Annotated in this window: 22 protein-coding genes; 12 read left to right on the plus strand and 10 right to left on the minus strand. The window is 70.6% G+C overall.

Annotated features, from left to right (window positions below; genetic code table 11):
- Nucleotides 1-5: 5 nt before the first annotated feature.
- Nucleotides 6-1,100, minus strand: coding sequence for an acyltransferase family protein (locus ACIQ8J_RS02330; protein WP_403263949.1), 1,095 nt, complete (start codon nucleotides 1,098-1,100; stop codon nucleotides 6-8).
- A 164-nt stretch (nucleotides 1,101-1,264) separates the two neighbouring features.
- Here ACIQ8J_RS02330 and ACIQ8J_RS02335 point away from each other — a divergent pair, with 164 nt between their 5' ends.
- The 3 genes from ACIQ8J_RS02335 to ACIQ8J_RS02345 are packed head-to-tail and all read left to right on the plus strand — an operon-like array spanning nucleotide 1,265 to nucleotide 4,441.
- Nucleotides 1,265-2,152, plus strand: a complete 888-nt coding sequence (locus tag ACIQ8J_RS02335; RefSeq protein WP_403263951.1) for an alkaline phosphatase family protein — start codon at nucleotides 1,265-1,267, stop codon at nucleotides 2,150-2,152.
- 1 nt (nucleotide 2,153) lies between these two features.
- Nucleotides 2,154-3,419, plus strand: a complete 1,266-nt coding sequence (locus ACIQ8J_RS02340; protein WP_403263953.1) for an MFS transporter — start codon at nucleotides 2,154-2,156, stop codon at nucleotides 3,417-3,419.
- Nucleotides 3,416-4,441 carry a TolB family protein gene (locus tag ACIQ8J_RS02345; RefSeq protein ID WP_403263955.1) on the plus strand — a complete coding sequence of 342 codons (1,026 nt, stop codon included), beginning with the start codon at nucleotides 3,416-3,418 and terminating at the stop codon, nucleotides 4,439-4,441. The genes ACIQ8J_RS02340 and ACIQ8J_RS02345 overlap by 4 nt, the downstream gene beginning before the upstream one ends.
- A 14-nt stretch (nucleotides 4,442-4,455) precedes the next feature.
- On the opposite strand, the gene ACIQ8J_RS02350 is transcribed toward ACIQ8J_RS02345, so the two are convergent.
- The gene (locus ACIQ8J_RS02350) at nucleotides 4,456-4,815 is read right to left on the minus strand and encodes a 5-carboxymethyl-2-hydroxymuconate Delta-isomerase (protein WP_403263957.1); all 360 of its coding nucleotides are present in this window, start codon (nucleotides 4,813-4,815) and stop codon (nucleotides 4,456-4,458) included.
- Nucleotides 4,816-4,848: 33 nt separating this feature from the next.
- A complete protein-coding gene (locus ACIQ8J_RS02355; RefSeq protein ID WP_403263959.1) occupies nucleotides 4,849-5,448 on the minus strand; it encodes a CGNR zinc finger domain-containing protein in 600 nt (199 codons plus the stop codon).
- An 87-nt stretch (nucleotides 5,449-5,535) separates the two neighbouring features.
- On the opposite strand from ACIQ8J_RS02355, the gene ACIQ8J_RS02360 reads away from it, so the two are divergent.
- Nucleotides 5,536-6,780: a cysteine desulfurase gene (locus ACIQ8J_RS02360; protein ID WP_403263960.1), complete on the plus strand. Its 1,245-nt coding sequence runs from the start codon at nucleotides 5,536-5,538 to the stop codon at nucleotides 6,778-6,780.
- 50 nt (nucleotides 6,781-6,830) lie between these two features.
- On the opposite strand, the gene ACIQ8J_RS02365 is transcribed toward ACIQ8J_RS02360, so the two are convergent.
- On the minus strand, nucleotides 6,831-8,192 hold the full coding sequence (locus ACIQ8J_RS02365; protein WP_403263962.1) for a glutamine synthetase family protein: 1,362 nt from the start codon (nucleotides 8,190-8,192) through the stop codon (nucleotides 6,831-6,833).
- Between the two features lie 224 nt (nucleotides 8,193-8,416).
- On the opposite strand from ACIQ8J_RS02365, the gene ACIQ8J_RS02370 reads away from it, so the two are divergent.
- The 4 genes from ACIQ8J_RS02370 to ACIQ8J_RS02385 all read left to right on the plus strand — a co-directional run bounded on the left by ACIQ8J_RS02370 (nucleotide 8,417) and on the right by ACIQ8J_RS02385 (nucleotide 13,984).
- Nucleotides 8,417-10,393: an amino acid transporter gene (locus ACIQ8J_RS02370; protein WP_403263964.1), complete on the plus strand. Its 1,977-nt coding sequence runs from the start codon at nucleotides 8,417-8,419 to the stop codon at nucleotides 10,391-10,393.
- 146 nt (nucleotides 10,394-10,539) lie between these two features.
- Nucleotides 10,540-11,253 carry a DUF3105 domain-containing protein gene (locus tag ACIQ8J_RS02375; protein WP_403263966.1) on the plus strand — a complete coding sequence of 238 codons (714 nt, stop codon included), beginning with the start codon at nucleotides 10,540-10,542 and terminating at the stop codon, nucleotides 11,251-11,253.
- Nucleotides 11,250-11,888, plus strand: coding sequence for a DUF305 domain-containing protein (locus tag ACIQ8J_RS02380; RefSeq protein WP_403263968.1), 639 nt, complete (start codon nucleotides 11,250-11,252; stop codon nucleotides 11,886-11,888). Before ACIQ8J_RS02375 ends, ACIQ8J_RS02380 begins: the two co-directional genes overlap by 4 nt.
- A 176-nt stretch (nucleotides 11,889-12,064) precedes the next feature.
- Nucleotides 12,065-13,984 (plus strand): protease pro-enzyme activation domain-containing protein, encoded by a 1,920-nt coding sequence (locus tag ACIQ8J_RS02385; protein WP_403263970.1) that lies wholly within the window; start codon nucleotides 12,065-12,067, stop codon nucleotides 13,982-13,984.
- 170 nt (nucleotides 13,985-14,154) lie between these two features.
- Here ACIQ8J_RS02385 and ACIQ8J_RS02390 read toward each other — a convergent pair whose 3' ends face one another.
- From ACIQ8J_RS02390 to ACIQ8J_RS02400, 3 genes are read right to left on the minus strand one after another with little or no spacing between them, the layout of a single operon-like run.
- The gene (locus ACIQ8J_RS02390; RefSeq protein WP_403263971.1) at nucleotides 14,155-14,970 is read right to left on the minus strand and encodes an alpha/beta fold hydrolase; all 816 of its coding nucleotides are present in this window, start codon (nucleotides 14,968-14,970) and stop codon (nucleotides 14,155-14,157) included.
- On the minus strand, nucleotides 14,967-15,647 hold the full coding sequence (locus ACIQ8J_RS02395) for a DUF998 domain-containing protein (protein ID WP_403263973.1): 681 nt from the start codon (nucleotides 15,645-15,647) through the stop codon (nucleotides 14,967-14,969). Before ACIQ8J_RS02395 ends, ACIQ8J_RS02390 begins: the two co-directional genes overlap by 4 nt.
- Nucleotides 15,648-15,677: 30 nt before the next feature.
- Nucleotides 15,678-17,135, minus strand: a complete 1,458-nt coding sequence (locus ACIQ8J_RS02400; RefSeq protein ID WP_403263975.1) for an APC family permease — start codon at nucleotides 17,133-17,135, stop codon at nucleotides 15,678-15,680.
- Nucleotides 17,136-17,154: 19 nt separating this feature from the next.
- Between ACIQ8J_RS02400 and ACIQ8J_RS02405 the strand changes: the two genes are divergently transcribed.
- On the plus strand, nucleotides 17,155-18,915 hold the full coding sequence (locus tag ACIQ8J_RS02405) for an NAD+ synthase (RefSeq protein WP_403263977.1): 1,761 nt from the start codon (nucleotides 17,155-17,157) through the stop codon (nucleotides 18,913-18,915).
- A gap of 48 nt (nucleotides 18,916-18,963) precedes the next feature.
- On the opposite strand, the gene ACIQ8J_RS02410 is transcribed toward ACIQ8J_RS02405, so the two are convergent.
- The 3 genes from ACIQ8J_RS02410 to ACIQ8J_RS02420 all read right to left on the minus strand — a co-directional run bounded on the left by ACIQ8J_RS02410 (nucleotide 18,964) and on the right by ACIQ8J_RS02420 (nucleotide 22,456).
- Nucleotides 18,964-19,986 carry an endonuclease/exonuclease/phosphatase family protein gene (locus ACIQ8J_RS02410; protein ID WP_403263978.1) on the minus strand — a complete coding sequence of 341 codons (1,023 nt, stop codon included), beginning with the start codon at nucleotides 19,984-19,986 and terminating at the stop codon, nucleotides 18,964-18,966.
- 181 nt (nucleotides 19,987-20,167) lie between these two features.
- On the minus strand, nucleotides 20,168-20,779 hold the full coding sequence (locus ACIQ8J_RS02415; RefSeq protein ID WP_403265175.1) for a TetR/AcrR family transcriptional regulator: 612 nt from the start codon (nucleotides 20,777-20,779) through the stop codon (nucleotides 20,168-20,170).
- A gap of 69 nt (nucleotides 20,780-20,848) precedes the next feature.
- Complete coding sequence (locus ACIQ8J_RS02420) at nucleotides 20,849-22,456, minus strand: MFS transporter (protein WP_403263979.1); 1,608 nt, start codon at nucleotides 22,454-22,456, stop codon at nucleotides 20,849-20,851.
- Nucleotides 22,457-22,654: 198 nt separating this feature from the next.
- Between ACIQ8J_RS02420 and panB the strand changes: the two genes are divergently transcribed.
- From panB to ACIQ8J_RS02435, 3 genes are all read left to right on the plus strand, one after another.
- Entirely contained in the window at nucleotides 22,655-23,530 is an 876-nt protein-coding gene (panB, locus tag ACIQ8J_RS02425) for a 3-methyl-2-oxobutanoate hydroxymethyltransferase (RefSeq protein WP_403263981.1), read from the plus strand.
- A gap of 130 nt (nucleotides 23,531-23,660) precedes the next feature.
- On the plus strand, nucleotides 23,661-24,686 hold the full coding sequence (locus ACIQ8J_RS02430; RefSeq protein WP_403263983.1) for an ATP-binding cassette domain-containing protein: 1,026 nt from the start codon (nucleotides 23,661-23,663) through the stop codon (nucleotides 24,684-24,686).
- Nucleotides 24,683-25,537, plus strand: coding sequence for an ABC transporter permease (locus tag ACIQ8J_RS02435; protein ID WP_403263985.1), 855 nt, complete (start codon nucleotides 24,683-24,685; stop codon nucleotides 25,535-25,537). Before ACIQ8J_RS02430 ends, ACIQ8J_RS02435 begins: the two co-directional genes overlap by 4 nt.
- Nucleotides 25,538-25,543 lie beyond the last annotated feature (6 nt).

Consider the following 25,543-nt stretch of genomic DNA (forward strand, 5'->3'; position numbering starts at 1 on the left):
GCCCGTCACCGCACGAGGCTCTTCTCGCGCTGGGCGGGCGCGGCCGCAGGGGCCGGCGCCTGCGGCCCGGGGACCAGCCACCGGGGCAGGCGCGGCTCCACCAGGGGCCGGACCAGGACGCGTACCGGCTTCGTGGACAGCAGCGCGACCACCGCCACGGCGACCGCGCTGAGCACCAGCTGCCCCGCCGGCCCCGCCTCCCGGACGACCCGGAAGACCCCGTAGTACTCGGCGACGCGGAGCAGGATGCCGTGCAGCAGATACGGGTAGAGGGTGACCGCGCCGAACGCCGTGATCCACAGGCGGCGGCCCGGCACCAGCGCCAGGAACGACGCCACCAGCAGCGCGCTCACCGCGAACAGCGCCAGCCTGAGCAGCAGGTACCGGCCGAGCGGGACGTGCAGCGCGACGTTTCCGGCGTCCATGGACAGCCAGTCGTCGTTCGGGTCCGGTGACAATCGGTAGGCGAGCGCGAGGGCCCCGATGAAGACGGGCACGGCGATGCGGCGGGCCGTGCGGGTGCGCAGCCGGGCGAAGTGTTCGGGGCGCAGCCGCAGTCCCAGGACGAAGTACGGCAGGAACATCAGTACCCGGGGCAGCGCCAGGTCCGCGCCGATGACGGTCGTGCCCGCGGCGAGCGAGATCACGACCGCGATGGCGACCGGATGGCGCAGGGCGTTCCATACGGGGGTGGTGAGCCGCCAGACGAACAGGGCGATGAGGAACCAGCACAGGTACGTCGGCGAGGTCGGGGTGATCGCGAGCTCGGTGCCGCGCAGCCAGTGGTAGACGAGGCTGTAGATGGTCTCGAAGATCAGATACGGCGCCAGCACTCCGGACAGGAGCCGGCGGATCTGGTCGGGGCGGCCGGTGAAGCTGCGTGAGAAGTAGCCGGAGAGCAGAATGAAAGCCGGCATGTGAAAGGCGTAGACCAGGTTGTGCAGGGCTCTGAGCGCCTGCGTGTGGGGGGTGATCACCTGCTCCCAGCTGTGGCCGAGCGCGACCAGGGCGATCAGCAGGAACTTGGCGTTGTCGAAGAACGGACTGCGATCGGGGGTTCGGGGGCTGCCAGGACCGGGATGGGGGGTGGAGCTGGTCATTCACCCCAATGTAGGGGGACGGGAGCGCCTCATGGGGTCATCAGCGCGGTGGGCACGGGACGTTCCCCGGGTCTTCACCCACTTTCACCTTCCAGGTTGTCATGGACACCCCTAACCTCTGGGTGCACCGCCCCGCCAACCCCCACTCATTCCCGGAGGTAGCCGTGTCCGGCGAGCCAAAACCGCGCCGCACCCGCACCGCCCTGCTCTCCGCCCTCGGCCTCACGGCCGCGTCCGTCGGCCTGTGGGCCGGCCTCGGCGGAACGTCCGCCGCGCACGCCGCGGCGAGCGTCCCCACCCCGGACCACGTGATCGTGGTCGTCATGGAGAACCACGCGTACAACCAGGTCATCGGCAGCTCCAGCGCCCCGTACATCAACTCGCTGAAGGACGGCGGTGCCAACCTCACCGCCTCGTACGCCGAGACCCACCCGAGCCAGCCGAACTACTACGCGATGTTCTCCGGCTCGACGCAGGGCATCACCGACGACAGCTGCGTCACCCCCGGCTTCTCCGCCGAGCCGAACCTCGCCTCCGAGCTGATCGCGGCCGGCAAGACGTGGGCCAGCTACAACGAGTCGCTGCCCGGTCAGGGAGCCACCGACTGCTCCAGCGGCGACTACGCGCAGAAGCACAACCCGTGGTTCGGCTTCTCCAACGTGCCGACGTCGTCGGCGTACACCTTCGACCAGTTCCCCACCGACTACTCGACGCTGCCGCAGGTCTCCTACGTCGTCCCGAACCTGTGCAGCGACATGCACGACTGCTCGGTCGCCACGGGTGACACCTGGATCCAGAACAACCTCGGCGCGTACGCGACCTGGGCCCAGACGCACAACAGCCTGCTCGTCATCACCTTCGACGAGGACAACCGGCTCGCCGGCAACAGGATCCCGACGGTCCTCTACGGCCAGCAGGTGACCCCGGGCTCCTCGTCCTCGACGACGTACAACCACTACAGCCTGCTCCGCACGATCGAGGACATGTACGGCACCTCGCACGCGGGCGAGGCCGCCAACTCCTCCGACATCACGGGTATCTGGAACAGCTGACGTGTACGTAGCGGACAGTCGCGGCACTCCCGCCGCCGCGGCCGACGCCGCCCGGATCTCCTCCGGGCGGCGTTCGGCCGTCGCCCCCACCGTGTTCGCGCTCGGCACGGTCAGTCTCATCACCGACGTCTCCTCGGAGATGGTCACCGCCGTCCTCCCGCTGTACCTGGTGACCGGCCTCGGCCTGTCCCCGCTCGGCTTCGGGCTGCTCGACGGCGTGTACAACGGCTTCAGCGCGCTGGTGCGCCTGGTCGGCGGCCATCTGGCCGACCGCGGCGGGCGCCACAAGACGGTCGCGGTGCTCGGCTACGGCCTGTCCGCGCTGTGCAAACCCCTTCTGCTGCTCGCGAGTTCACTGCCGGCGATCGGCGCGGTGCTCGCCGCGGACCGCACCGGAAAGGGGCTGCGCACCGCGCCGCGCGACGCCCTGATCTCACTGGCCTCCGAGCCGGAGACACGCGGCCGGGCCTTCGGGGTGCACCGGGCGATGGACACGGCGGGAGCCCTTCTCGGCCCCCTGACCGCCTTCCTGATCCTGCGTCAGGCGGCGGACGGCTACGACGCGGTGTTCACGGTGAGCTTCTGCGTGGCGGCGGTCGGCGTCCTGGTCCTGCTCCTCTTCGTGCCCTCCCGCACCACCGAGGCTCCCGCCGAGGGCGCCCCCCGCCCCTCCCTGAAGGCCGCCCTGGCCCTCCTTCGCGACCGGACCGTACGCCAACTCACCCTGGCCGCCCTCCTGTTGGGCCTTGCCACGGTGAGCGACTCGTTCATCTACCTGCTCCTCCAGCACCGCCTCGGCGTCCCCGACCGCTGGTTCGCGCTGCTTCCGCTGGGCACCGCCGCCGCGTTCCTGCTGCTCGCCGTGCCACTGGGACGCCTCGCCGACAAGGTGGGCCGCTGGCAGGTGTTCCTCGGCGGCCATCTCGCGCTGCTCCTCGCGTACGCGCTGCTCCTGACCGGCTGGCAGAGCCCGGCGCTCCCCTTCCTCACGCTGGCCCTGCACGGCGCCTTCTACGCGGCGACCGACGGCGTGCTGATGGCCGCGGCGGCCGGGTCGGTGCCGGCCGGGCTCCGCTCCTCCGGACTCGCGCTGATCCAGACCGGCCAGGCCGCGGCCCGCTTCGTCTGCTCGATCGCCTTCGGCGCGGCCTGGACGGCCTGGGGCGACCGGACGGCGCTGGGCACGGCGGCGACGGCACTGGCCGCCTGCGCGGTGGGGGCCTTCCTGCTCCGCCCCTCGACCAGCCCGAAGGAAGTCCGGCCTTGACGCTCCGCAACAAGATCCTGGTGCTCGTGGCGGCGCTCGCCGTCCTGGCGGCCGTCGCCACCGCGTCCGTGCTGCACGCGGCCGGCCGCGAGGACCGCAAGAACCGGACCCGGGCGGGCGGCCCCCAAGTGACCGAGGGAGAGGTGTCGTTGACGCCGGACGCCACCCGCCGGATCGTGTTCCGCAACATGGCGTGGGGCCCGCACCGCGACGAGCTGGCCACGGTGCCCGCCACCGATCCGGCGGGCCCGCGCACGGCCTCCGGCGTGAAGTGCCTGCGCTTCTACGCGGCGGCTGGCACCGGCATCTGCCTCCGGGCCGAGCGCGGCACGGTCCAGGACTCGTACCGTGCGGTGGTCCTCGACGCCCGGCTCAAGGAGCGCGCGCACTACAGCCTGCCGGGCATCCCGACCCGGGCCAGGGTCTCCCCCAGCGGCCGCTGGGTGGCCTGGACGGTGTTCGTCGGCGGCGACTCGTACGCGGGCACGAACTTCTCGACCCGCACCGCGATCCTCGACACCAGGACCGGTCGACTCACCCAGTCCCTCGAAGAGTTCAAGGCCCTGAAGGACGGCCACGAGCACCACGCCGCCGACACCAACTTCTGGGGCGTGACCTTCGCCGCCGACGACCGGCAGTTCTACGCGACGATGGCGACGGGCGGCCAGACCTACCTCGTCCGCGGCGACCTCGCGGCCCGCACCGTGACCACCCTCCACGCGAACGTCGAGTGCCCCTCGCTCTCCCCCGACGGCACCCGGATCGTCTACAAGAAGCGGGTGCCGGGCCTGCCCGCCGACGCGCCCTGGCGGCTGTACGCCCTGGACCTGGCGACGATGGGCGAGAGCGCGCTCGCGGAGCCGAGGAGCGTCGACGACCAGGCGGTCTGGCAGGACGGCCACACGGTCGCCTACTCCCTGGCCGGGGACTACGGCAGCGACCTGTACACGGTCCCCGCCGACGGCACGGGCAAGCCGCAGCGCCTGCTCACGGCGGGTCTCGCCCCGGCCTATCTGGGCTGAGACACAGGCTCTGACTACTCCTTGTGGGCGCGGTAGTAGTCCCGCTCCATCTCCCGGGTCTCCACCATGACGTGCAGCCGGCGGCCCGCGACCCCCGTCACATGCTTGCGGGCGATCTCCAGGACGGTCTCGCTCAGCTCCTCGATCGCCTTCGGGGTGCGCCCGGAGAGGATCGCGACCTGGATGAAGACGGCGTCGATGTCGTCCTCGGCCGCGCCGAAGTACGACTCCTCGATGCGCCGGAAGCGGGTCTTGAAGGCCTCGGTGGTCGCGTTGATCGGGGCGGGCGCGACCTCGTGGACCTCACGGGCGAAGGCCTGGCGGTCGAAGGTCGCGGCGAGCCGCTCGGAGTACTCGACGGTGACGAATGGCATGAGACCGATTCCCTTGTGTAGTGGAGCAGTTGATCAGGTGGACGTCTTGCGGGCCGCGTAGTGGCGGGCGGCCCGCACCCGGTTTCCGCACTTGGTGGTGCACCAGCGGCGGGCCGCGTGGGAGCGCAGGAACCAGCGGGTGCAGCCCTGGGCGCCGCAGGGCGCGAGCAGATCGGCGTCGGCCCCGGTGAGCAGGTCGGCGCCGTCCTCGGCGAGCAGGGAGAGGGCGGCGCCGACCGGGTTCCCGGTGTCGGGTTCGTCGGCGCGGTGCGGTGCGCGGCCGGTCCACAGGAGGCGGGGCGTGGGGGGCGCGGCGGCCAGCGCGGAATTGAGCGCGTCCAGGCTCGGCGCGGGCGGCCGGGTCCCCTCGGCCCGCGCCGCGAACAGCTCCCGGAGCGCCTCGCGCAGGGAGCGCAGCCGGCTCGCCTGACGGCCGTTGAGGACCGTCCGGTCGGGCAGCAGCTCATGACGTACGAGCCAGAGCCGCGCGGCGTCGGTGTCCTCCAGGAGGTCCACCCGCCCGTGGCTCAGCGCGAACCGGGTGTTCACCAGGGCGAGGGAAGCAAAGCGCTCCTCGCCGGGAACGGGCGGCTGATGGAGGTAGTGCGGCGCGTCATGATCCACGCCTCTCATGCTAATGCTTGCCGTTCCCCGTGAGAAGGTCTAGCGTCCCTCACGGCAAAGGGAAACCTGAAGCGTTAGACAGGGGGCGCCCGGAAGATGACGTACGACATGACGGCCTTCGATGTGGACCGGATACGCGAGGACTTCCCGATCCTCGGCCGCACGCTCGACAGCGGGGCCCGGCTGGTCTATCTGGACTCGGGCGCCACCACCCAGAAGCCGCTCCAAGTCCTGGACGCGGAACGGGACTTCTACCTGAACCACAACGCCGCCGTGCACCGCGGCGCCCACCAGCTCTCGGTCGAGGCGACCGACGCCTACGAGGGCGCGCGCCGCACGATCGCCTCCTTCGTCGGCGCGGCCGAGGACGAGATCGTCTTCACCAAAAACACCACCGAGAGCATCAATCTGGTGGCGTACGCCCTCGGGAACGCGGGCGCCCTCGGCCCCGGCGACAAGATCGTGGTCACCGAGATGGAGCACCACGCGAACCTGGTGCCCTGGCAGCAGCTCGCCGAGCGGACCGGGGCAAGGCTCGACTGGTTCGGCCTCACCGACGAGGGGCGCCTGGACCTGTCCGGCCTCGACCGGCTGATCGACGGGACGACGAAGGTCGTCGCCCTGACCCACCAGTCGAACGTCCTCGGAACGCTCAACCCCGTCCGTACGATCGCCGACCGGGCGCACGCGGTGGGCGCGGTGGTGGTGGTCGACGGCGCCCAGTCGGTGCCCCATCGGCCGGTCGACGTAGGGGAGTCGGGCGCGGACTTCCTCGCGTTCTCCGGGCACAAGATGCTCGGCCCGAGCGGGGTCGGCGTCCTGTGGGGCCGCGCGGACCTGCTCGACTCGCTCCCCCCGTTCCTGACGGGCGGCTCGATGATCGAGGTGGTCGAAATGGAGCGCTCGACGTTCCTCGCGCCGCCCCAGCGCTTCGAGGCGGGCGTCCCGATGACCGCCCAGGCGGTGGGACTCGCGGCGGCGGTCGACTACCTGGAGGCCCTCGGGATGCCGGCGGTCGCGGCGCACGAGGAGCGGCTGACCGCGCTCGCCCTGGACCTCCTCGGGGAGATCCCCGGGGTGCGGATCATCGGCCCCCGCGACCTCGCCGACCGGGGCTCGGCGGTGTCGTTCGTCGTGGCGGGAATCCATCCGCACGACGTCGGCCAGGTCCTCGACGACCGCGGCGTCGCCGTCCGGACGGGCCACCACTGCGCCCGCCCGCTCGCCCGCCGCCTGGGAGTCCCGGCGACGACGCGGGCGAGCTTCTACGTCTACAACACCCCCGCGGAGGTGGCGGCCCTGGCGGAAGGCGTGCGGGCCGCCCAGAAGTACTTCGCCTGAGGGGCCCTTGACACTGCAGAGTTGAGGGGGCTGACGCCCCCTCAACTCCCTTACAGCACCGGCAGGTTCTTCCGCAGCTCGAACGCCGTGACCTCGGAGCGGTACTCCTCCCACTCCTGCTTCTTGTTGCGCAGGAAGAAGTCGAAGACGTGCTCGCCGAGCGTCTCGGCGACCAGCTCGCTGCGCTCCATCAGGGCGATCGCCTCGCCGAGGTTCTGCGGGAGGGGCTCGATGCCCATCGCGCGGCGCTCGGCGTCGGTGAGCGCCCAGACGTCGTCGTCGGCGCCGGCCGGGAGCTCGTAGCCCTCCTCGATGCCCTTCAGGCCGGCCGCGAGGAGCAGGGCGTAGGCGAGGTAGGGGTTGCAGCCCGAGTCGAGCGAGCGGACCTCGATCCGGGAGGAGCCGGTCTTGCCCGGCTTGTACATCGGGACGCGGATGAGCGCCGAGCGGTTGTTGTGGCCCCAGCAGATGTACGAGGGGGCCTCACCGCCGGCGCCCGCCGTGCGCTCCGAGCCGCCCCAGATCCGCTTGTAGGAGTTGACCCACTGGTTGGTGACCGCGGCGATCTCGGCGGCGTGCTTGAGGAGGCCCGCGATGAAGGACCGGCCGACCTTCGAGAGCTGGTACTCGGCGCCCGACTCGTAGAACGCGTTGCGGTCGCCCTCGAAGAGGGAGAGGTGGGTGTGCATGCCCGAGCCGGGGTACTCGGAGAACGGCTTCGGCATGAACGTGGCCTGGACGCCCTGCTCCAGCGCGACCTGCTTCATGACCAGACGGAAGGTCATGATGTTGTCGGCCGTGGACAGCGCGTCCGCGTAGCGCAGGTCGATCTCCTGCTGGCCGGGGGCGCCCTCGTGGTGGCTGAACTCGACCGAGATGCCCATCGATTCGAGCATGGTGATCGCCTGTCGGCGGAAGTCCATCCCGACGTTCTGCGGGGTGTGGTCGAAGTAGCCCGAGTTGTCGGCCGGGACGGGGCGGGTGCCGTCCAGCGGCTTGTCCTTCAGCAGGAAGAACTCGATCTCGGGGTGCGTGTAGAAGGTGAACCCGAGGTCGGAGGTCTTGGCGAGGATGCGCTTGAGGACGAAGCGCGGGTCCGCGAAGGACGGGGAGCCGTCCGGCATCCGGATGTCGCAGAACATCCGGGCGGTGCCGGGCGCCTCGGCGCGCCACGGCAGGATCTGGAAGGTGGACGGGTCCGGCTTGGCGATCATGTCGGACTCGTAGACGCGCGCGAAGCCCTCGATGGCCGAGCCGTCGAAGCCGATTCCCTCGTCGAAGGCCTGCTCCAGCTCGGCCGGGGCGACCGCCACCGACTTGAGGAAGCCCAGCACATCGGTGAACCACAGGCGCACGAACCGGATGTCGCGCTCCTCGAGAGTCCGGAGCACGAACTCCTGCTGCTTGTCCATAGCCACATCCTTGCAGTTCAGACGGCCTGTGCACCACTACCCCGTCAAGAACGGGGACGGCGTGGGAACCCTCAGTATCGAGGCGCGGGATTACCTCCACATTACGCACCCGGTATGACGTAGAGCACGTCCCCTCCTCTTCGGTGCCCCGGAGCGTTCCCCGGGCGAGGATGTGGTGGATACTCGCTCCTCGTTGCCCGCAGAAAGGCTTAGGAGAACCTCGCATGACCGGCACCCAGGTGGATCCTCCGGATACCACCGTCGCATCCCCCGACCGGCGCCACTGGCGCGGCTGGCTGCTCGACGGGCTGAGCGAGCGCTCCGCCCGCCACCCCGGCCCCCACGGCACCCCGCCGGCCGAGCACAAGGGCCACCGCTGGTGGCGGGTCATGTGCCTGACCGGTGTCGACTACTTCTCCACCCTCGGCTACCAGCCCGGCATCGCCGCGCTCGCCGCCGGACTGCTCTCGCCGCTCGCGACGCTGGTGCTGATCGCGCTGACGCTCGGGGGCGCGCTGCCGGTCTACCGGCGGGTCGCGAAGGAGTCGCCGAACGGCGAGGGCTCGATCGCGATGCTGGAGCGGCTGCTCCCGTGGTGGGCGGGGAAGGTCTTCGTTCTGGTGCTGCTCGGCTTCGCCGCCACCGACTTCATGATCACGATCACGCTGTCGGCCGCGGACGCCTCGGCGCATGTCGTGGAGAATCCTTTCGCTCCGAGCTTCCTGCACGGCTCCAACCTGTGGATCACGCTCGCCCTGGTCGCGGCGCTCGGCGCGGTCTTCCTCAAGGGGTTCAAGGAGGCCATCGGGATCGCGGTGGCGCTCGTCGGTGTCTATCTGGCGCTGAACCTCGTGGTCCTGGCCACCGCCGTCTGGAAGATCGCGACCGAGCCGGTCGTGATCGGCAACTGGTGGGACGCGATGACCGCCCAGCACTCCTCGCCGCTGGCGATGATCGGGGTCTCGCTGCTCGTCTTCCCGAAGCTCGCGCTCGGCATGTCCGGGTTCGAGACGGGCGTGGCGGTCATGCCGCAGATCCAGGGCGACGCCTCGGACACGCACGCCGAGCCGGCCGGCCGCGTCCGCGACACCCGCAAGCTGCTGACCACCGCCGCGCTCATCATGAGCGGCTTCCTGCTGGTCTCCAGCCTCGCGACGACCATCCTGATCCCGGAGTCCGAGTTCGAGGCCGGGGGCCAGGCGAACGGCCGCGCCCTCGCCTTCCTCGCCCATGAGCACCTGGGCCAGGCCTTCGGGACGGTGTACGACATCTCGACCATCGCCATCCTCTGGTTCGCCGGGGCCTCGGCGACGGCGGGCCTGCTCAACCTCGTACCGCGCTATCTGCCGCGGTACGGGATGGCGCCGGAGTGGACCCGCGCGGTCCGGCCGCTGGTCCTGATCTTCACGGCGATCGCCTTCTTCATCACCTGGTGGTTCGACGCCGACGTCGACGCGCAGAGCGGCGCCTACGCCACCGGTGTGCTGGTGCTGATGCTCTCGGCCTCGTTCGCCTCCACGGTCGCCGTGCACCGGCGCGGCAACCGGGGCGCGGCGATCGGCTTCGGGGTGGTCACCGCGGTCTTCGCGTACACGCTGGTCACGAACGTGATCGAGCGGCCGGACGGCATCAAGATCGCGCTGCTGTTCATCGTCGGCATCCTGGTGTCGTCGTTCGCCTCGCGGGTGCACCGCGCCTTCGAGCTGCGGGCCACTGCGGTGACCTTCGACGAGAGCGCCGCCCGGTTCGTGGACGAGGCCGCGCGCAGCGGGCCGCTGCGGATCATCGCGAACGAGCCGCACGAGCACTCGACGCGGGAGTACCGCGCCAAGGAGTACAGCCAGCGCGAGGAGACCCACATCCCGGAAGGCCGGCCCGTGCTGTTCCTGGAGGTCTTCATCCAGAACTCCTCGGACTTCACCACCGAGCTGACCGTCCACGGCGACGAGAAGCACGGAGTGCGCAGGCTGCGGGTCGAGGGCGCGGTGGTGCCCAACACCATCGCGGCCGTGATGATGGAGCTCCGCGACCGTACGGGCGAGGTCCCGCACGCCTACTTCAACTGGACCGAGGGCCATCCGCTCAGCCACCTGCTGCGCTTCCTGGTGTTCGGTGACGGCGAGGTCGCGCCGGTGACCCGCGAGGTGCTGCGCCGGGCCGAGCCGGACCTGCGCCTGCGGCCCCGGGTGCACGTGGGCTGACCGCCTCGACGGTTCCGGCCGCCCCGGCCCCGCCCTGAGCCGCACTCCTCCCCTACCATCTGCGCCCAAGGGGGGAGTGCGGCTCACGCGTATCACGGCACCTGCTCCGCCCCGACTCCCCCTCGGCAGAAGGACGTTACGGACAGATGGCCACCAACGGCACGTCAGGGCCCGACCGCAGGACGCACATGGAGGAGCTGCGCCGCACCGAGCAGGCCCGGCGGCGGCGCGGCAGGATCGTGGTGGTCTGCGCGGTCACGGCCTCGGCCGTCGCGATCGCGGGCCTCGTCGGGTTCGGTGTGTACGAGTTCGGCAGGTCGGACGGCGGCGGAGGCGATAGCCAGGCCAGGAGCCAGGCGCAGAGCCAGGCCAAGAACGAGGCCCGGCCCCGGGCCGGCACCGATCCGAATCTGCCGATCGCGGGCGAGAAGGACTGGGACGCCAAGACGCTGACCCGCAACCACGTCACGACGGAGGTCAGCTATCCGATGAAGCCGCCGGTGGGCGGCGACCACGCCCCGGTGTGGATGAACTGCGGCGGCAACGTCTACCAAAAGCCCGTGCCGGACGTGAACGCCGTGCACTCCCTGGAGCACGGCGCGGTCTGGGTGACGTACACGGACAAGGCGCCCGCCGCCGATGTGGAGAAGCTCGCCGCCACGGTGTCGAGGACCCCGTACTCGCTGATGAGCCCGTACCAGGGGCAGGCCGGGGCGATCATGCTGAGCGCCTGGGGCAGGCAGGTCACCGTGGACGGTGCGGACGACCCCCGGGTCGGCCGGTTCTTCACCCGGTACGTACAGGGCCCGCAGACACCCGAGCCGGGTGCGCCGTGCACGGGCGGGCTGGACGAGCGGTGAGCCGGCGGTACTGGGGGCTCGCGGCCGCGGTGGTGCTCGCGACGGTGTTCGCGGCGGCCTCGGTGCTCGCCTCCTCCGGCCGCGGTGACACCGCCGAGGCCAAGTCCCCCGCGCCCGTGGCCACTTCGGCGGACGCCGGGTTCGCCCGGGACATGGCGGTGCACCACGAGCAGGCGGTGGAGATGTCGTTCGTCGTGCGCGACCGCACCTCGGACGAGGAGGTGCGCCGGCTCGCGTACGACATCGCCAACACCCAGGCCAACCAGCGCGGCATGATGCTCGGCTGGCTGGATCTGTGGGGGCTGCCGAAGAACGAGGCGTCCCAGCTGCCGATGGCGTGGATGGGGATGGGCATGGAACCGGGCGCCGACGGCGCGCTGATGCCGGGGATGGCCACCAACACCGACCTGGACCGGCTGCGCCGACTCGGCGGCAGGGACGCCGAGGTGCTCTACCTCCAGTTGATGACCGAGCACCACAGGGGCGGCATCCACATGGCGCAGGGCTGTGTGCAGCGCTGCACGGTGGGCCCGGAGAAGCAGTTGGCGCAGGGCATGGTCGACTCCCAGCAGTCGGAAATCGACCTGATGGCACAAATGCTGAGGAAACGGGGAGCTCAAGTGCCCTCCAACTGACCATCAGTAAACGCTCTTTGGCGTTTCTTGGTGATCACATGCCCCCCGCATGAACAGTTCCTGACAAGAGTGACGCATTACGTGCGCGCATCAGACAGCGCACGTACAGCATGCGAAGACCTCACGCAGGGGGTTACATGAGAACCAGCCGCGCCAGACGGCGCGCCGTTGTGAGCATGGCAGCGACACTGCCCGTGCTCGCCGGTGCGCTCGCCTTCGGCATACCGTCCGCTCAGGCGGCCGACCCGGTCCCGAGCGGACGGGCGGCCCTCACGGGCACCAAGCCCATGTGGGCCACCGGCTCCGCCGACCAGGGCGCCACGGCCAAGTCCACCCAGGTCAACGCCCGGGTGTTCCTCGCCGGACGGGACGCGAAGGGCCTTGACGCGTACGCCGCGGCCGTGTCCGACCCGCGGTCGGCCTCGTTCGGCAAGTACCTCGGCGCCGAGCAGGCGCAGCAGCGCTTCGGCGCCACCAAGGAGCAGATCGACGCGGTCACCAAGTGGCTGAAGTCGTCCGGACTGACCATCACGGGCTCCAACCAGCACTACATATCGGTGTCCGGCGACGTCGCCGCGGCGCAGCGGGCGTTCGCCACGCAGCTGCACGACTACCGCAAGGACAACCGGACTTACCGGGCCCCGTCCAAGGCCGCGTCCGCGCCGAACGCGCTGGCCGACGCCGTCCTGACGGTGACCGGCCTGGACAACGCGCCGCACCAGTCGACGCACCAGGACACGCTGCCGGGTCCGGGCGCCGGGTTCCGCAACTCGGGTCCGTCCTCGACGTACTTCGGCTCCAACGTCGCCAAGACGCTGCCGGACGCGTACGGCACGAAGATCCCGTACGCGGTGCACGGCTACACCGGCAAGCAGCTGCGGGCCGCCTACGGTGCGGGCAAGTACACCGGCAAGGGCGTGACGGTCGCGATCACCGACGCGTACGCCTCGCCGACCATGGCGTCGGACGCGGCGACCTACGCCAAGCGCAACGGTGACGCGGCCTACAAGAAGGGCCAGTACACCGAGGTCCTCCCGGCCGCCTACAACAGCGTGGACGCGTGCAAGGCGTCCGGCTGGTACGGCGAGGAGTCCCTGGACGTCGAGGCCGTGCACGCCCTCGCGCCGGACGCGAACATCGTGTACGTGGGCGGCGCGTCCTGCAACGACCCGGATCTGCTCGACGGCCTCAACAAGGTCGTGGACAAGCACCTCGCCGACATCGTCTCCAACTCGTGGGGCGACGTCGAGAGCAACGAGACCCCGGACATCCAGGCCGCCTACGACCAGACGTTCAAGATGGGCGCGATCGAGGGCATCGGCTTCTACTTCTCCTCCGGTGACAACGGCGACGAGGTCGCCAACACCGGCAAGAAGCAGGTCGACACCCCGGCGAACTCGGCCTGGGCCACGTCGGTCGGCGGCACCTCGCTGGCGGTCGGCAAGGGCGACAAGTACCAGTTCGAGACCGGCTGGGGCACCGAGAAGGCCGTCCTGTCCGCGGACGGCAAGAGCTGGGTGAACTTCCCGGGCGCCTACACCGGCGGCGCGGGCGGCGGCACCAGCTCGCTGGTGAAGCAGCCGTTCTACCAGCGCGGCATCGTGCCGGACTCGCTGGCGAAGGCGAACGGCGCGACGCGGATGCGTACCGTGCCGGACATCGCGGCGGTGGCCGACCCCAACACCGGGTTCCTGGTGGGCCAGACGCAGTCCTGGCCCGACAAGTCGGTCAAGTACGACGAGTACCGCATCGGTGGTACGTCGCTGGCCGCTCCGGTGATCGCGGGCGTCCAGGCGCTGGCCCAGCAGGCCGGCCGCTTCCCGATCGGGTTCGCGAACCCGTCGATCTACGCGCGCTACAACTCGCCGCTGTTCCACGACGTCACGGACCACCCGCTGGGTGCGGGCCGTAACATCGCGGTGGCCCGCGTCGACTTCGCCAACGGTGTCGACGCGTCCGGTGGGCAGCTCACCTCGGTGCGTACGCTCGGCAAGGACAGCTCGCTGAGTGCGGTCAAGGGGTACGACGACGTGACGGGTGTGGGCTCGCCCGCGCCCGGCTACGTGGAGTCGTTCAACTTCCCGTTCCGCCGCTGACCCCCTGCCCGGGTCTCCGTCCCGCCCCTGGCCGCGTGTTGCTGCGGCTGGGGGCGGGGCGTTTTTCTTCCCCACCCCGCCCTTCCCGCTGTGACATTCTGCGGCTCCGCCGCGTGGGGGCTTCGCCCCCGGACCCCCAGTCCTCAATCGCCGGACGGGCTTGATTTTCCTCAGGGGCGTACCGCCCGCGCCACTTCCGCCGGACTGTCCAGCATCACCAAGTGCCCGGCTCCCGGCGCCAGTTGGAACGTTGCGCCCAGCGTCGCCGCCAGGGCTCGCTGGCGACGGACCCAGGCCGGGCCGCCCGCACCGCCCGCCAGGACGGTGACCGGGACCAGGGGGAGCCCGAACTGCCTGCGCAGACAGAGGAGTTCGGCCGCCACCGCGTGGTAGCGGGCGTTCTCCAGGACCATCCCCCGCAGCACCCGCGAGGTGCGGTAGCAGCTCCGCACCACCTCGCGCGGCGCCGGATCCCCGCCCCCCGCACGCGAGGCGCGGACCATGCCCCGCCGCGCCGCCGGACCGAGCGCGGCCGGCCCGCCCGCACGGCAGAGCACCTCACCCACCGCCCTCGCCAATGCCAGCCGCAGCGCGCCGGCGGCCGGAGGCCGCGCGTCCTCCTCGATGCTGGAGTCGGCCAGGACGAGCCCCGCCGTACGGGCCGGGTAGAGCCGCGCGAAGGCCTCCGCGTGGAACCCGGCGATGGAGTGGCCGACCACCGTCGCGGGCCCGGCGGCACCCACCGCGTCGAGGATCCCGGCGATCCGGTGCGCCTCCCCCGCGGCGGTCGGCGCCACCGTGGCGGGCCCGGACAGACCGTGCCCGGGGCGGTCGAAGCGTACGACCGTGTGGTGCGGGGCGAGCAGCGGCACCACCGGGTCCCAGTCGAACCAGCTCATGCCGAGCCCCGCGCTGAGCACCACGACCGGTCCGGCCCCCTCGACCACCACGTGGTGCGGCACCCCGCCCACCGTCAGGAACGTCATGCCCGCTTCTCCCGCGCCACGCTCAGCGCGAGTACGCCCAGCCACACCGCCACGAGGAGCACCTGGAGGCGTTGGCCCGCGCCGAGCGCCCAGGTGCCCCGGCCCGCCTGGAACGCGGCGACGGAGGCCAACGTCCAGGCGGTGGCGAGGAGTTCGAGGACGGCGAGGGCGGGGCCGAGGCGGGCGGCGAGGAGCGGCCACCGGCCGTAGCGGCGGGCGGCGACCGTGAGGGCCACCACTCCGACCAGGGCTCCCACCATGGCGAGGGTGCTGCTGACGGCGTGCGCGGTGTGCGTCGCCGGGACGAGGCCGGCCGTTTCGCGGGCCGCGCACACCGGGTCGGCGGTGGGCGCGCAGCTCAGCGGAAGGCGGGAGTCGACCGCGGTGGCGGCGCCGAAGAGCGCGAGGCCCGACCAGCCGGCCAGCGACCAGGGGCGGTGGTCACGACGCCCGAGCGCACACACCGCGCCCGCGAGGACGAGGAGTCCCGCGGTCAGGTCGGTGGCGCGGAAGAGTCCGCCGAGCGGCTGGTCGGCGGCGGCGAGTTCGCTCACGTACGCCTGGATCGGGTCGAGTCCGGTCTGGAACAGGAGCTCAAGGACCCAGGCCGTGTACGCCAGGGCGCCGAGCGCGAGCAGGACGGCCACGGGCCGGGTTCGCACACCACGCTGGGACATAGTGGGGCCAATGCTACGGGGCGGCCGCGGTTACTGGTGGTCGGGATGGACCCAGCCCGGCCTGCGGAACTTCAGGAAGGCGAGCGGGGCCGCGATGCCGAGCGCGAGCAGTCCGCCGCCGACGATCAGCAGATAGCGCCAGAGCGGCTGGTTGCGGAACTGGTCGGGCGGTACGAACCCGATGCACAGCGCGGCGACCGAGGCCACGAATCCGATGCCCGCGACCCAGGCGACCGCGGGCACCCGGAAGCCGCGCTCCACCTCGGGCCGGGTCCTGCGCAGCCTGACCACCGCCACGAACATCAGCAGGTAGGCGATCAGATAGATCTGGACGGTGATGACGGAGAACATCCAGTACGCGCTCGACACGTCGTCGCTGAAGGCGTACAGGACGCCGATGAGGGTGGTGATGACGCCTTGGGCGACCATGATGTTGCGCGGGGTGCCGTACTTGTTGAGCCGCTGGAGGACCGGCGGCAGATACCCCTCCTGGCGCGACAGCAGGACCAGGCCCTTGGCCGGTCCGGCCAGCCAGGTCAGCATGCCGCCGAGCGCGGCCGCCACCAGCATCACGCCGACGACCTTCGTCATCCAGCCGATGCCGAAGTGGTCGAAGAAGGCCTGGAAGGCCTGCATCAGACCGGCGGTGAGGCTGAGTTGGCCGGACGGCATCACCCAGGAGATGGCCAGGGCCGGAAGGATGAAGATCAGCAGCACCAGGCCGGTCGCCAGGAACATCGACTTCGGGTACTCGCGCTTGGGGTCGCGCAGCGAGGAGACGTGGACGCCGTTCATCTCCATGCCCGCGTACGAGAGGAAGTTGTTGACGATCAGGACCAGGCTGGCCAGGCCCGTCCAGGGCGGCAGCCAGTGCGAGGGGCTCATGGGCGCGGCGGACGGGTTGCCCTGGCCGAGGAAGACGAAGCCGAGGGCGACGAGGAGCACGCCGGGGACGAGGGTGCCGATGACGAGCCCCAGGGAGCTGAGTCCGGCGACCGTCTTCGTGCCGCGGGAGGAGATCCAGACGCCGGTCCAGTAGATGACGACGATGACGACCGCGACGTACAGGCCGTTCTCGGCGAGAGAGGGGTCGATGACGTACGCGAAGGTGGAGGCGACGTAGGCGAGCAGGCTCGGGTAGTACGCGATCGTCATGGCGAACTGGCACCACACCGCGAGGAAGCCGAGCGGTTTGCCGAGCGCCTCGCTCACCCAGCGGTAGATGCCGCCGGTCCAGCCGGAGGCCAGCTCGGCGCCGACCAGCGCGGTGGGCAGCAGGAAGACGACGGCGGGCAGGAGGTAGAGGAAGATCGCGGCCAGGCCGTAGATGGCCATGGCGGGCGAGGGGCGCAGGCTCGCGACGGATGCCGTCGTCATCAGGCCGAGCGTCACCCAGGAGACGAACTGCCGTTGTGTCCCTCCGTCCGCGACGAGTTCTCGTCCAGCAGGGGGCGCCGCACGCCTCCTCGACCCCCCATCGCGTCGCATTGACGATTACACTGGCCGGGTGCCTCAACTACGTCTCGCCCTGAATCAGATCGACTCGACGGTCGGCGACATCGCCGGCAACACCGAGGCGATCGTGCACTGGACCCGGCACTCCGCCGAGCAGGGGGCGCACCTCATCGCGTTCCCCGAGATGATGCTGACCGGCTATCCCGTCGAGGACCTCGCCCTGCGGTCGTCGTTCGTGGCGGCGTCCCGGGCGGCGCTGACGGCGCTCGCGGTACGCCTGGACGCGGAGGGCTTCGGGGAGATCCCGGTGGTCGTCGGGTACCTGGACCGGTCCGCGTCCGCCGCCCCCCGGCTCGGCCGGCCCGCGGGCGCCCCGCAGAACGCGGCCGCCGTGCTGCACGGCGGCCGGGTGGCGCTGGCCTTCGCCAAGCACCACCTGCCCAACTACGGCGTCTTCGACGAGTTCCGCTACTTCGTGCCGGGCGACACCATGCCCGTCGTGCGGGTGCGCGGCATCGACGTCGCCCTCGCCATCTGCGAGGACCTGTGGCAGGACGGCGGCCGGGTCCCGGCCACCCGCTCCGCCGGTGCCGGGCTGCTGATCTCCATCAACGCCTCGCCGTACGAGCAGAACAAGGACGACTCCCGGCTCGACCTGGTCCGCAAGCGGGCCCAGGAGGCCGGCTGCACGCTCGCGTACGTGGCGACCATCGGCGGTCAGGACGAGCTGGTCTTCGACGGCGACTCGATCGTGGTCGACGCGAGCGGTGAAGTCGTGGCGCGGGCACCGCAGTTCGCCGAGGGCTCGGTGGTCCTCGACCTGGAGCTGCCGGCCGCGGGCCCGGTCCCCTCCGGCGTGGTGGACGACGGGCTGCGCATCGACCACGTGGTGATCTCCGAGGAGCCCCTCACGGCGTACGAGCCGGAGCTCACCGGCGGTTACGCCGACCGCCTGGACGACGACGAGGAGGTGTACTCGGCGCTGGTGGTGGGCCTGCGGGCGTACGCCGCGAAGAACGGCTTCCGGTCCGTCCTGATCGGCCTGTCCGGCGGCATCGACTCGGCCCTCGTCGCCGCGATCGCCTGCGACGCGCTGGGCGCGGCCAACGTGTACGGCGTGTCCATGCCGTCGAAGTACTCCTCGGAGCACTCCCGGGGCGACGCGGCGGAGCTCGCACGGCGTACGGGGCTGAACCTCCGCACCGTCCCCATTGAGCCGATGTTCGACGCGTACCTGGGCTCGCTCGGCCTGACCGGGCTCGCCGAGGAGAACCTCCAGTCGCGGCTGCGCGGCACGATGCTGATGGCGATCTCCAACCAGGAGGGCCACATCGTCCTGGCCCCGGGCAACAAGTCCGAGCTGGCGGTGGGCTATTCGACGCTGTACGGCGATTCGGTGGGCGCGTACGGGCCGATCAAGGACGTGTACAAGACCTCGGTCTTCCGGCTGGCCGAGTGGCGCAACCGGGCGGCGGCCGAACGCGGCCAGACCCCGCCGATCCCGGAGAACTCCATCACCAAGCCCCCGAGCGCCGAGCTCCGACCCGGCCAGGTCGACACGGACTCGCTGCCCGACTACCCGGTCCTGGACTCGATCCTGGCGATGTACGTCGACCGGGACCAGGGCGCCGACGCGATCGTGGCGGCGGGCTACGACCCCGATCTGGTGACGAAGACGCTGCGGATGGTGGACACGGCGGAGTACAAGCGCCGCCAGTACCCGCCGGGCACGAAGATCTCGGCGAAGGGCTTCGGCAAGGACCGTCGCCTGCCGATCACCAACCGCTGGCGCGAGGGTAGTTGGGGGCGTTAGCCCCGGATCTCAGCTGCTTTCCGGGGTGCGGGGTGCAACCCCGGGCCCTCACACCTGGAGGCGAGCGGCGATCGGCACATGGTCGCTCTTCGTCTTCGGCAGGGTCCACGACGACTTCGGCTGGATGCCCTTGACCATGATCTGGTCGATGCGGGCCATGGGGAACGCGGCCGGCCAGGTGAAGCCGAAGCCGTCGCCCGCGGCGCCCTGGGTGGAGCGCATCTGGGAGGTGATGTTGTTCAGCGAGCGGTCGTTCATCGTGCCGTTGAGGTCGCCCAGCAGAACCACCTTCTTGAGCGGCTCGGCGGAGATCGCCTCGCCCAGCGTGTAGGCGCTGTTGTCGCGCTGGTTGGCGGTGAACCCGGCCTTCAGCTTGACCCGTACCGACGGCATGTGGGCGACGTACACCGCGACGTCGCCGGTCGGGGTCTTCACCGTCGAGCGCAGCGCACGGGTCCAGCCGATCTTGATGTCGACGGGCCGGCTGTCGCTCATCGGGTACTTCGACCACAGGCCCACCGTGCCCTGCACCGAGTGGTACGGGTAGATGTCCGCCAGCGCCTTCTTGTACGCCTCGACCTTGTCGCCCGGGATCTCCTCCAGGGCCAGGACCTGTGCGCCGGAGGCCGCGACCTGACGGGCGGTGCCGGCCGGGTCGGGGTTCTCGGCGTTGACGTTGTGGGTCGCCACGATCAGGTTGCCGCCCGCGCTCTGCTTGTCGGTGAGCAGTCCGCCGAACAGGTTGAGCCAGACGACCGACGGGAGCAGCAGCGCGATCAGCGCGGTCGCCGAGCGGCGCCACAGCGCGAGGCCGAGCAGGACCGGCACGAACAGGCCGAGCCACGGCAGAAACGTCTCGGTGAGCGAGCCGAGGTTGCCGACGGAGTTGGGGATCTTCGCGTGCAGGACCATCACGAGCGCCATGAGCACGGCGATCCCCGCCAGGACCAGGCCCCGGCGCCAGATGCCGGGGTCGCCCCGCCAGCCGTCGAGCAGGCGCCGGAACCGGGACCCGGTGCGCTCGCCCTCCGCGCCGCCGTCGCCCGTTTCCGTCACATACGCCCGCGCCATGCCGCTGTCCTCACTGCTGTCGCCGGTACACCGTCAACGCTGTCGACCCTAGGCGAAGACGGGTGGCTTTCCCTGCTGTCGTACTTCTCGTACGAAAGCCGTACGCCCCGCAGGACGACCGGGTGCAGTGGCGGGTTCCAGGCAGCGGCCCGGCGGCGGGCCCTGTGACGAAACGCGCATATTAGCGGGCCGGGCGCAGCCCTTCGAGTACGGCGTCGACGATGCGCTCGGCGAGCTCGGGCCCCGGCAGCTCGGTGCCGGGCCGCATCATGGTGCGGACCAGCATCGGGGCGACGAAGAGGTCCCCGGCCATTTCGAGGTCGACATCGGCGCGGATCTCGCCGTTCTCGATGCCCCGCCGCAGCAGTTCGTCCATGAGCGCGCGGCGGGGGTCGATGACCAGGCTGTGGTACTTCGACCAGAGCTTGGGATAGCTCTGCATCTGGGCGAAGACGTTGTGCAGCAGCGCGGAGGACTGCTTGGCGACGCTGCGCCGGCGCACGTTGTCGACCATGCGGACGAGGTCGTCGCGGAGCGAGCGGCCGGGCAGCGGCGGGGTCGGCGACTCCATGGACTGGACGACCTCGACGTACAGCTCCTCCTTGCCGGCCCAGCGCCGGTAGATGGTGGCCTTGCCGACGCCGGCGGTGCGGGCGATGCGTTCGATGGAGAGGTCGGCCAGCGACACGCCGTCCTCAAGCAGCTTGATCACGGCTTCCAGGATCTGGCGTTCCACGGCCTCGGAGCGGGGCCGCCCGCGCCGTGGTCCGGCGTCCTTGTGCTGCTTGTCCATCAGGTTCACGCCCGCTCCGCTTCTGTCGAGAGACCCGCATTCTTCCCGATTCTTCCGGGGGGGGCCGCCCTACCGGCGGGCGGCCTCGGTGGGACGGTCCTCGGCCCGGGGAGCGCCAGCCGCAGGCGGCTTCGCGGGCAGGAACAGGACGACGACGACCGCGCCGAGCAGGGCCACCCCGGACGAGGCGAGGGCGGTGACGTGCATGGCGTGGATGAAGGCGTCGTGGGCCGGGCCGATCAGGGCCCGGCCCGCGGGGCCCATCCTGTCGGCGACGCCGAGGGTCGCCTCGATGGACTCGCCCGCCGCCTTGCGCGCCCCTTGGGGGACCGCGCCGAGGTGGCCCTCGATGTCGCCGCGGTAGACGGTGGAGAGCACCGAGCCGAGCACGGCCACCCCGAGCGCGCCGCCGACCTGGCGGAAGGTGTTGTTGACGGCCGAACCCGAGCCGGCCTTCTCGCGCGGCAGCGACTGCATGATCGAGACGGTGACCGGCGGCATGATGTGGGCCATTCCGGCGCCCTGGAGGAAGAAGACGACCTCCATGAGCCAGATCGGGGTGTTCGCGTCGAACAGCGCGAAGGCCGCGAGGCCGATCGCCACCAGGATCAGCCCGGCCGTGCAGACCGCGCGGGCGCCGAAGCGCTCGACGACGAGCCGGGCGCGCGGCGCGAAGATCATCTGGGCGATGGCGAGCGGCAGGATGAGCAGGCCGGACTGCAGGGCGCTGTAGCCGCGCACGCTCTGCATGTAGAAGACCGAGAAGAAGGTCACGCCCATCAGCGCGAAGAAGGTCAGCGCGATGGCGACGACGGCGGCCGAGAAGGCGGGCTTCCGGAAGTAGTTGATGTCGATGGCGGGGTGGTCGCTGCGCTTCTCGTACACGACGAAGCCGACCAGGACCGCGATGCCCGCGAGGATGGTGGCGAGCACCGTCGTATCGGTGAAGTCCGCCAGCTGGCCGCCGTGGATGATGCCGTACACGAGCAGGACCAGGCCCACGACGGAGAGCAGTACGCCCACCGGGTCGAGCCTGCCCGGGGCGGGGTCCCTGGAGTCCGGTACGAGGACGACCATGGCGATCAGCGCGATGAGCACGACCGGCACGTTGACCAGGAAGACCGAGCCCCACCAGAAGTGCTGGAGCAGTACGCCGCCGGTGATCGGCCCGATCGCGATGGCCAGGCCCACGCCGCCGGCCCAGATGCCGATCGCCTTGGGCTGCTCCTCGCGCTCGAAGACGTTCATGAGGACGGCGAGGGTGGCCGGCATCACGAAGGCGCCGCCGAGGCCCATCAGGGCGCGGAACGCGATGAGTTGGTCCGAGGAGCCGGAGAAGGCGGCGAGCACCGAGCCGAGGCCGAAGACCGTGATGCCGAAGAGCAGGATCTTCTTGCGGCCGAGCCGGTCGCCGAGCAGGCCCGAGGTGAAGAGCAGTCCGGCGAAGACGAGCGTGTAGGCGTTGATCGCCCACTCCAGCTGGCTCTGGGTGGCGCCGAGGCCGGTGGGGGCGGGGCTGGCGATCGTCTTGACGGCGACGTTCAGGATCGAGTTGTCGAGGACGACGATCAGCAGGCTGAGCATCAGGACGGCGAGGATCGCCCAGCGCCGGCGGTGGACGGCTTCGGGTATCCGGGAAGCGGCCGGCGCACCGGACGCGGCAGGCGTGGTTGGCATGCCCACCAGCCTAGAACCATTTCGATACGACACCGTCTCGTATAGGAATGTCTTTACTTTTCGGACACCGCTTCGTGTTCGTGGCCGATGTGCGTGAGGGGGTGACCCACTTCCCGGCGGTGGGCACGGGATGCCACCATGGATGTGGTCCGGAGACGCCGTAAGGGCGCTTCGAGATGACGAACAGGAGCCGTTGCGATGACGCAACAACTTCAGGCTGCCCACAAGCAGGCATCCGACAGCAGCAATCCCAAGGCGCTGTACGGAGGCAAGGGCACCCGGCGCATCACCGTGCACGACATCGCCGGCGCGAAGGCGCGCGGCGAGAAGTGGCCCATGCTCACCGCCTACGACGCGATGACCGCGTCCGTCTTCGACGAGGCCGGCATCCCGGTCATGCTCGTCGGCGACTCCATGGGCAACTGCCACCTCGGCTACGAGACCACCGTCCCGGTCACCCTGGACGAGATGACCATGCTCGCCGCGGCCGTCGTACGGGGCACCTCGCGTGCCCTCATCGTCGGCGACCTCCCCTTCGGCTCGTACCAGGAAGGCCCGGTCCAGGCGCTGCGCAGCGCGATGCGCCTGGTCAAGGACGCGGGCGTGGGGGCGGTCAAGCTGGAGGGCGGTGAGCGCAGCCACGAGCAGATCCGGCTGCTCGTCGACTCCGGCATCCCGGTCATGGGGCATGTCGGCCTCACCCCGCAGTCCGTGAACACGCTCGGCTACCGGGTGCAGGGCCGCGGCGAGGAGGCGGCCCAGCAGTTGCTGCGCGACGCCAAGGCCGTCCAGGACGCGGGCGCCTTCGCGATCGTCCTGGAACTGGTCCCGGCCGAGCTCGCCGCCGAGGTGACCCGGGTCCTGCACATCCCGACCGTGGGCATCGGCGCGGGCGTCGAGTGCGACGCGCAGGTGCTCGTCTACACCGACATGGTGGGCCTGACCCCCGGAAAGACCCCGCGCTTCACCAAGCAGTACGTGAACCTGCGCCAGTCCCTCGGGGACGCGGCGAAGGCCTTCGCCGACGAGGTCGTCGGCGGCGCCTTCCCGGCCGAGGAACACACCTTCCACTAGCCAATGCGGTAACGACGACAGTCCGCCGACTCCCCCCTCGGCGGGCTGTCCGTCGTCTGTCGGCCGGTTGTCCACAGGCTGTCGGTGGACTGTCGGTCGTTTGTCGGTGGCGGCTGGCACCTTGGTGTCCATGACGCGAATCGACAAGAACCCCACTGATGGCGGCGCCGGCCACGCCATCACCGTACGGGGGCTGGTGAAGCACTACGGCGACACCAAGGCGCTGGACGGCGTCGACCTGGATGTCCGCGAAGGCACCGTCCTCGGTGTCCTCGGGCCGAACGGCGCCGGCAAGACCACACTCGTACGCTGCCTGTCCACCCTGATCGTGCCGGACTCCGGCACCGCCACCGTCGCCGGGTACGACGTGGTGAAGCAGCCCCGGCAACTGCGCCGCACCATCGGCCTGACCGGGCAGTACGCCTCGGTCGACGAGAAGCTGTCCGGCCGCGAGAACCTGTACATGATCGGCCGGCTGCTCGACCTGTCCCGTCAGGACGCGCGGGCCCGCGCCGACGAGCTCCTGGAGCGGTTCTCGCTCACGGACGCCGCCAGGCGGCCCGCGATGACGTACTCCGGCGGCATGCGCCGCAGGCTCGACCTGGCCGCCTCCATGATCGGCCACCCGGCCGTCCTCTACCTGGACGAGCCGACCACCGGCCTCGACCCGCGCACCCGCAACGAGGTGTGGGACGAGGTGCGCCGGATGGTCGCCGAGGGGGCCACCGTGCTGCTCACCACGCAGTACATGGAGGAGGCCGAGCAACTGGCGAGCGAGCTGACGGTCGTCGACCGCGGCAAGGTCATCGCCAACGGCAGGGTCAACGATCTGAAGGCGAAGGTCGGCGGCCGCACCCTGCAGATCCGGCCCACCGACCCGGACCAGCTGGGCGCCATGGCGCGGGACGTCACCGAGGCGGGCCTGGACGGCGTCTCGGGCACCCAGGTCATCCCCGACGAGGGCGTGCTGAACGTGCCGATCCTCAGCGACGGGCAACTGACCGCCGTGGTCGGCCTGTTGGGGGCGCGCGGTTACGGCATCGCCCACATAGGCACCCATCTGCCCAGCCTGGACGAGGTGTTCCTGGCCATCACCGGCCAGAAGACCGCCGACGCCCAGGACGGCACCCGTGAGACCGAGGAGGTCGCGGCATGAGCACCACCACCACTGTGAACGCGCCTGCCCAGCAGGCCCCTTCGAGCCCGCGGCCGCCCGCCGCGTCCGACGACGTACGCATCGGGCTGCGCGCCAACCTGCGCCACATCGGCGCCCTGGCGCGCCGCAACATGCTCCAGATCAAGGCCGACCCGGAGTCGATGTTCGACGCCGTGCTGATGCCGATCATCTTCGTGCTGCTCTTCGTGTACGTCTTCGGCGGCGCGATGTTCGGCAGCGGCAAGCAGGGCGAGTACGTCAACTACCTGATCCCCGGCCTGATGGCGATGATGGGGATGAACATCGCCATGGCGGTCGGGACCGGCGTCAACGACGACTTCAAGAAGGGGGTGATGGACCGGTTCCGGACGATGCCGATCGCCCGGTCGTCCGTCCTCATCGCCAAGATCGTGGTCGAGATAGGCCGGATGCTGGTCGCCATCACCATCCTGCTGATCATGGGCTTCGTCCTGGGGCTCTCCATCCACACCTCGGTGCTCGCGCTGCTCGCCGCCATCGGTCTCTCGCTGGTGTTCGGCGCCTCGCTGATGTGGGTCTTCATTCTGCTCGGGCTCACCATGAAGACGGCCCAGGCCGTCCAGGGAGTGGCCATGATCGTGCTGATGCCGCTGCAGTTCGGCTCGTCGATCTTCGCGAAGCCGACCACGATGCCGGGCTGGCTCCAGTCCTTCACCGACTACAACCCGCTGTCCAACCTCGCGGACGCGGCCCGCGGCCTGATGATCGGCGGCCCGGTCGCCCACTCCGCGCTGTTGACGCTGGCCTGGTCCGCGGGGATCACCCTGGTGATGGCCCCGATCGCGGTCGCCAAGTTCCGCAAGCGCACCTGATATTGA

The organism is Streptomyces sp. NPDC094147, from assembly GCF_044764265.1.
In the GTDB taxonomy this organism is placed as follows: Bacteria; Actinomycetota; Actinomycetes; order Streptomycetales; family Streptomycetaceae; genus Streptomyces.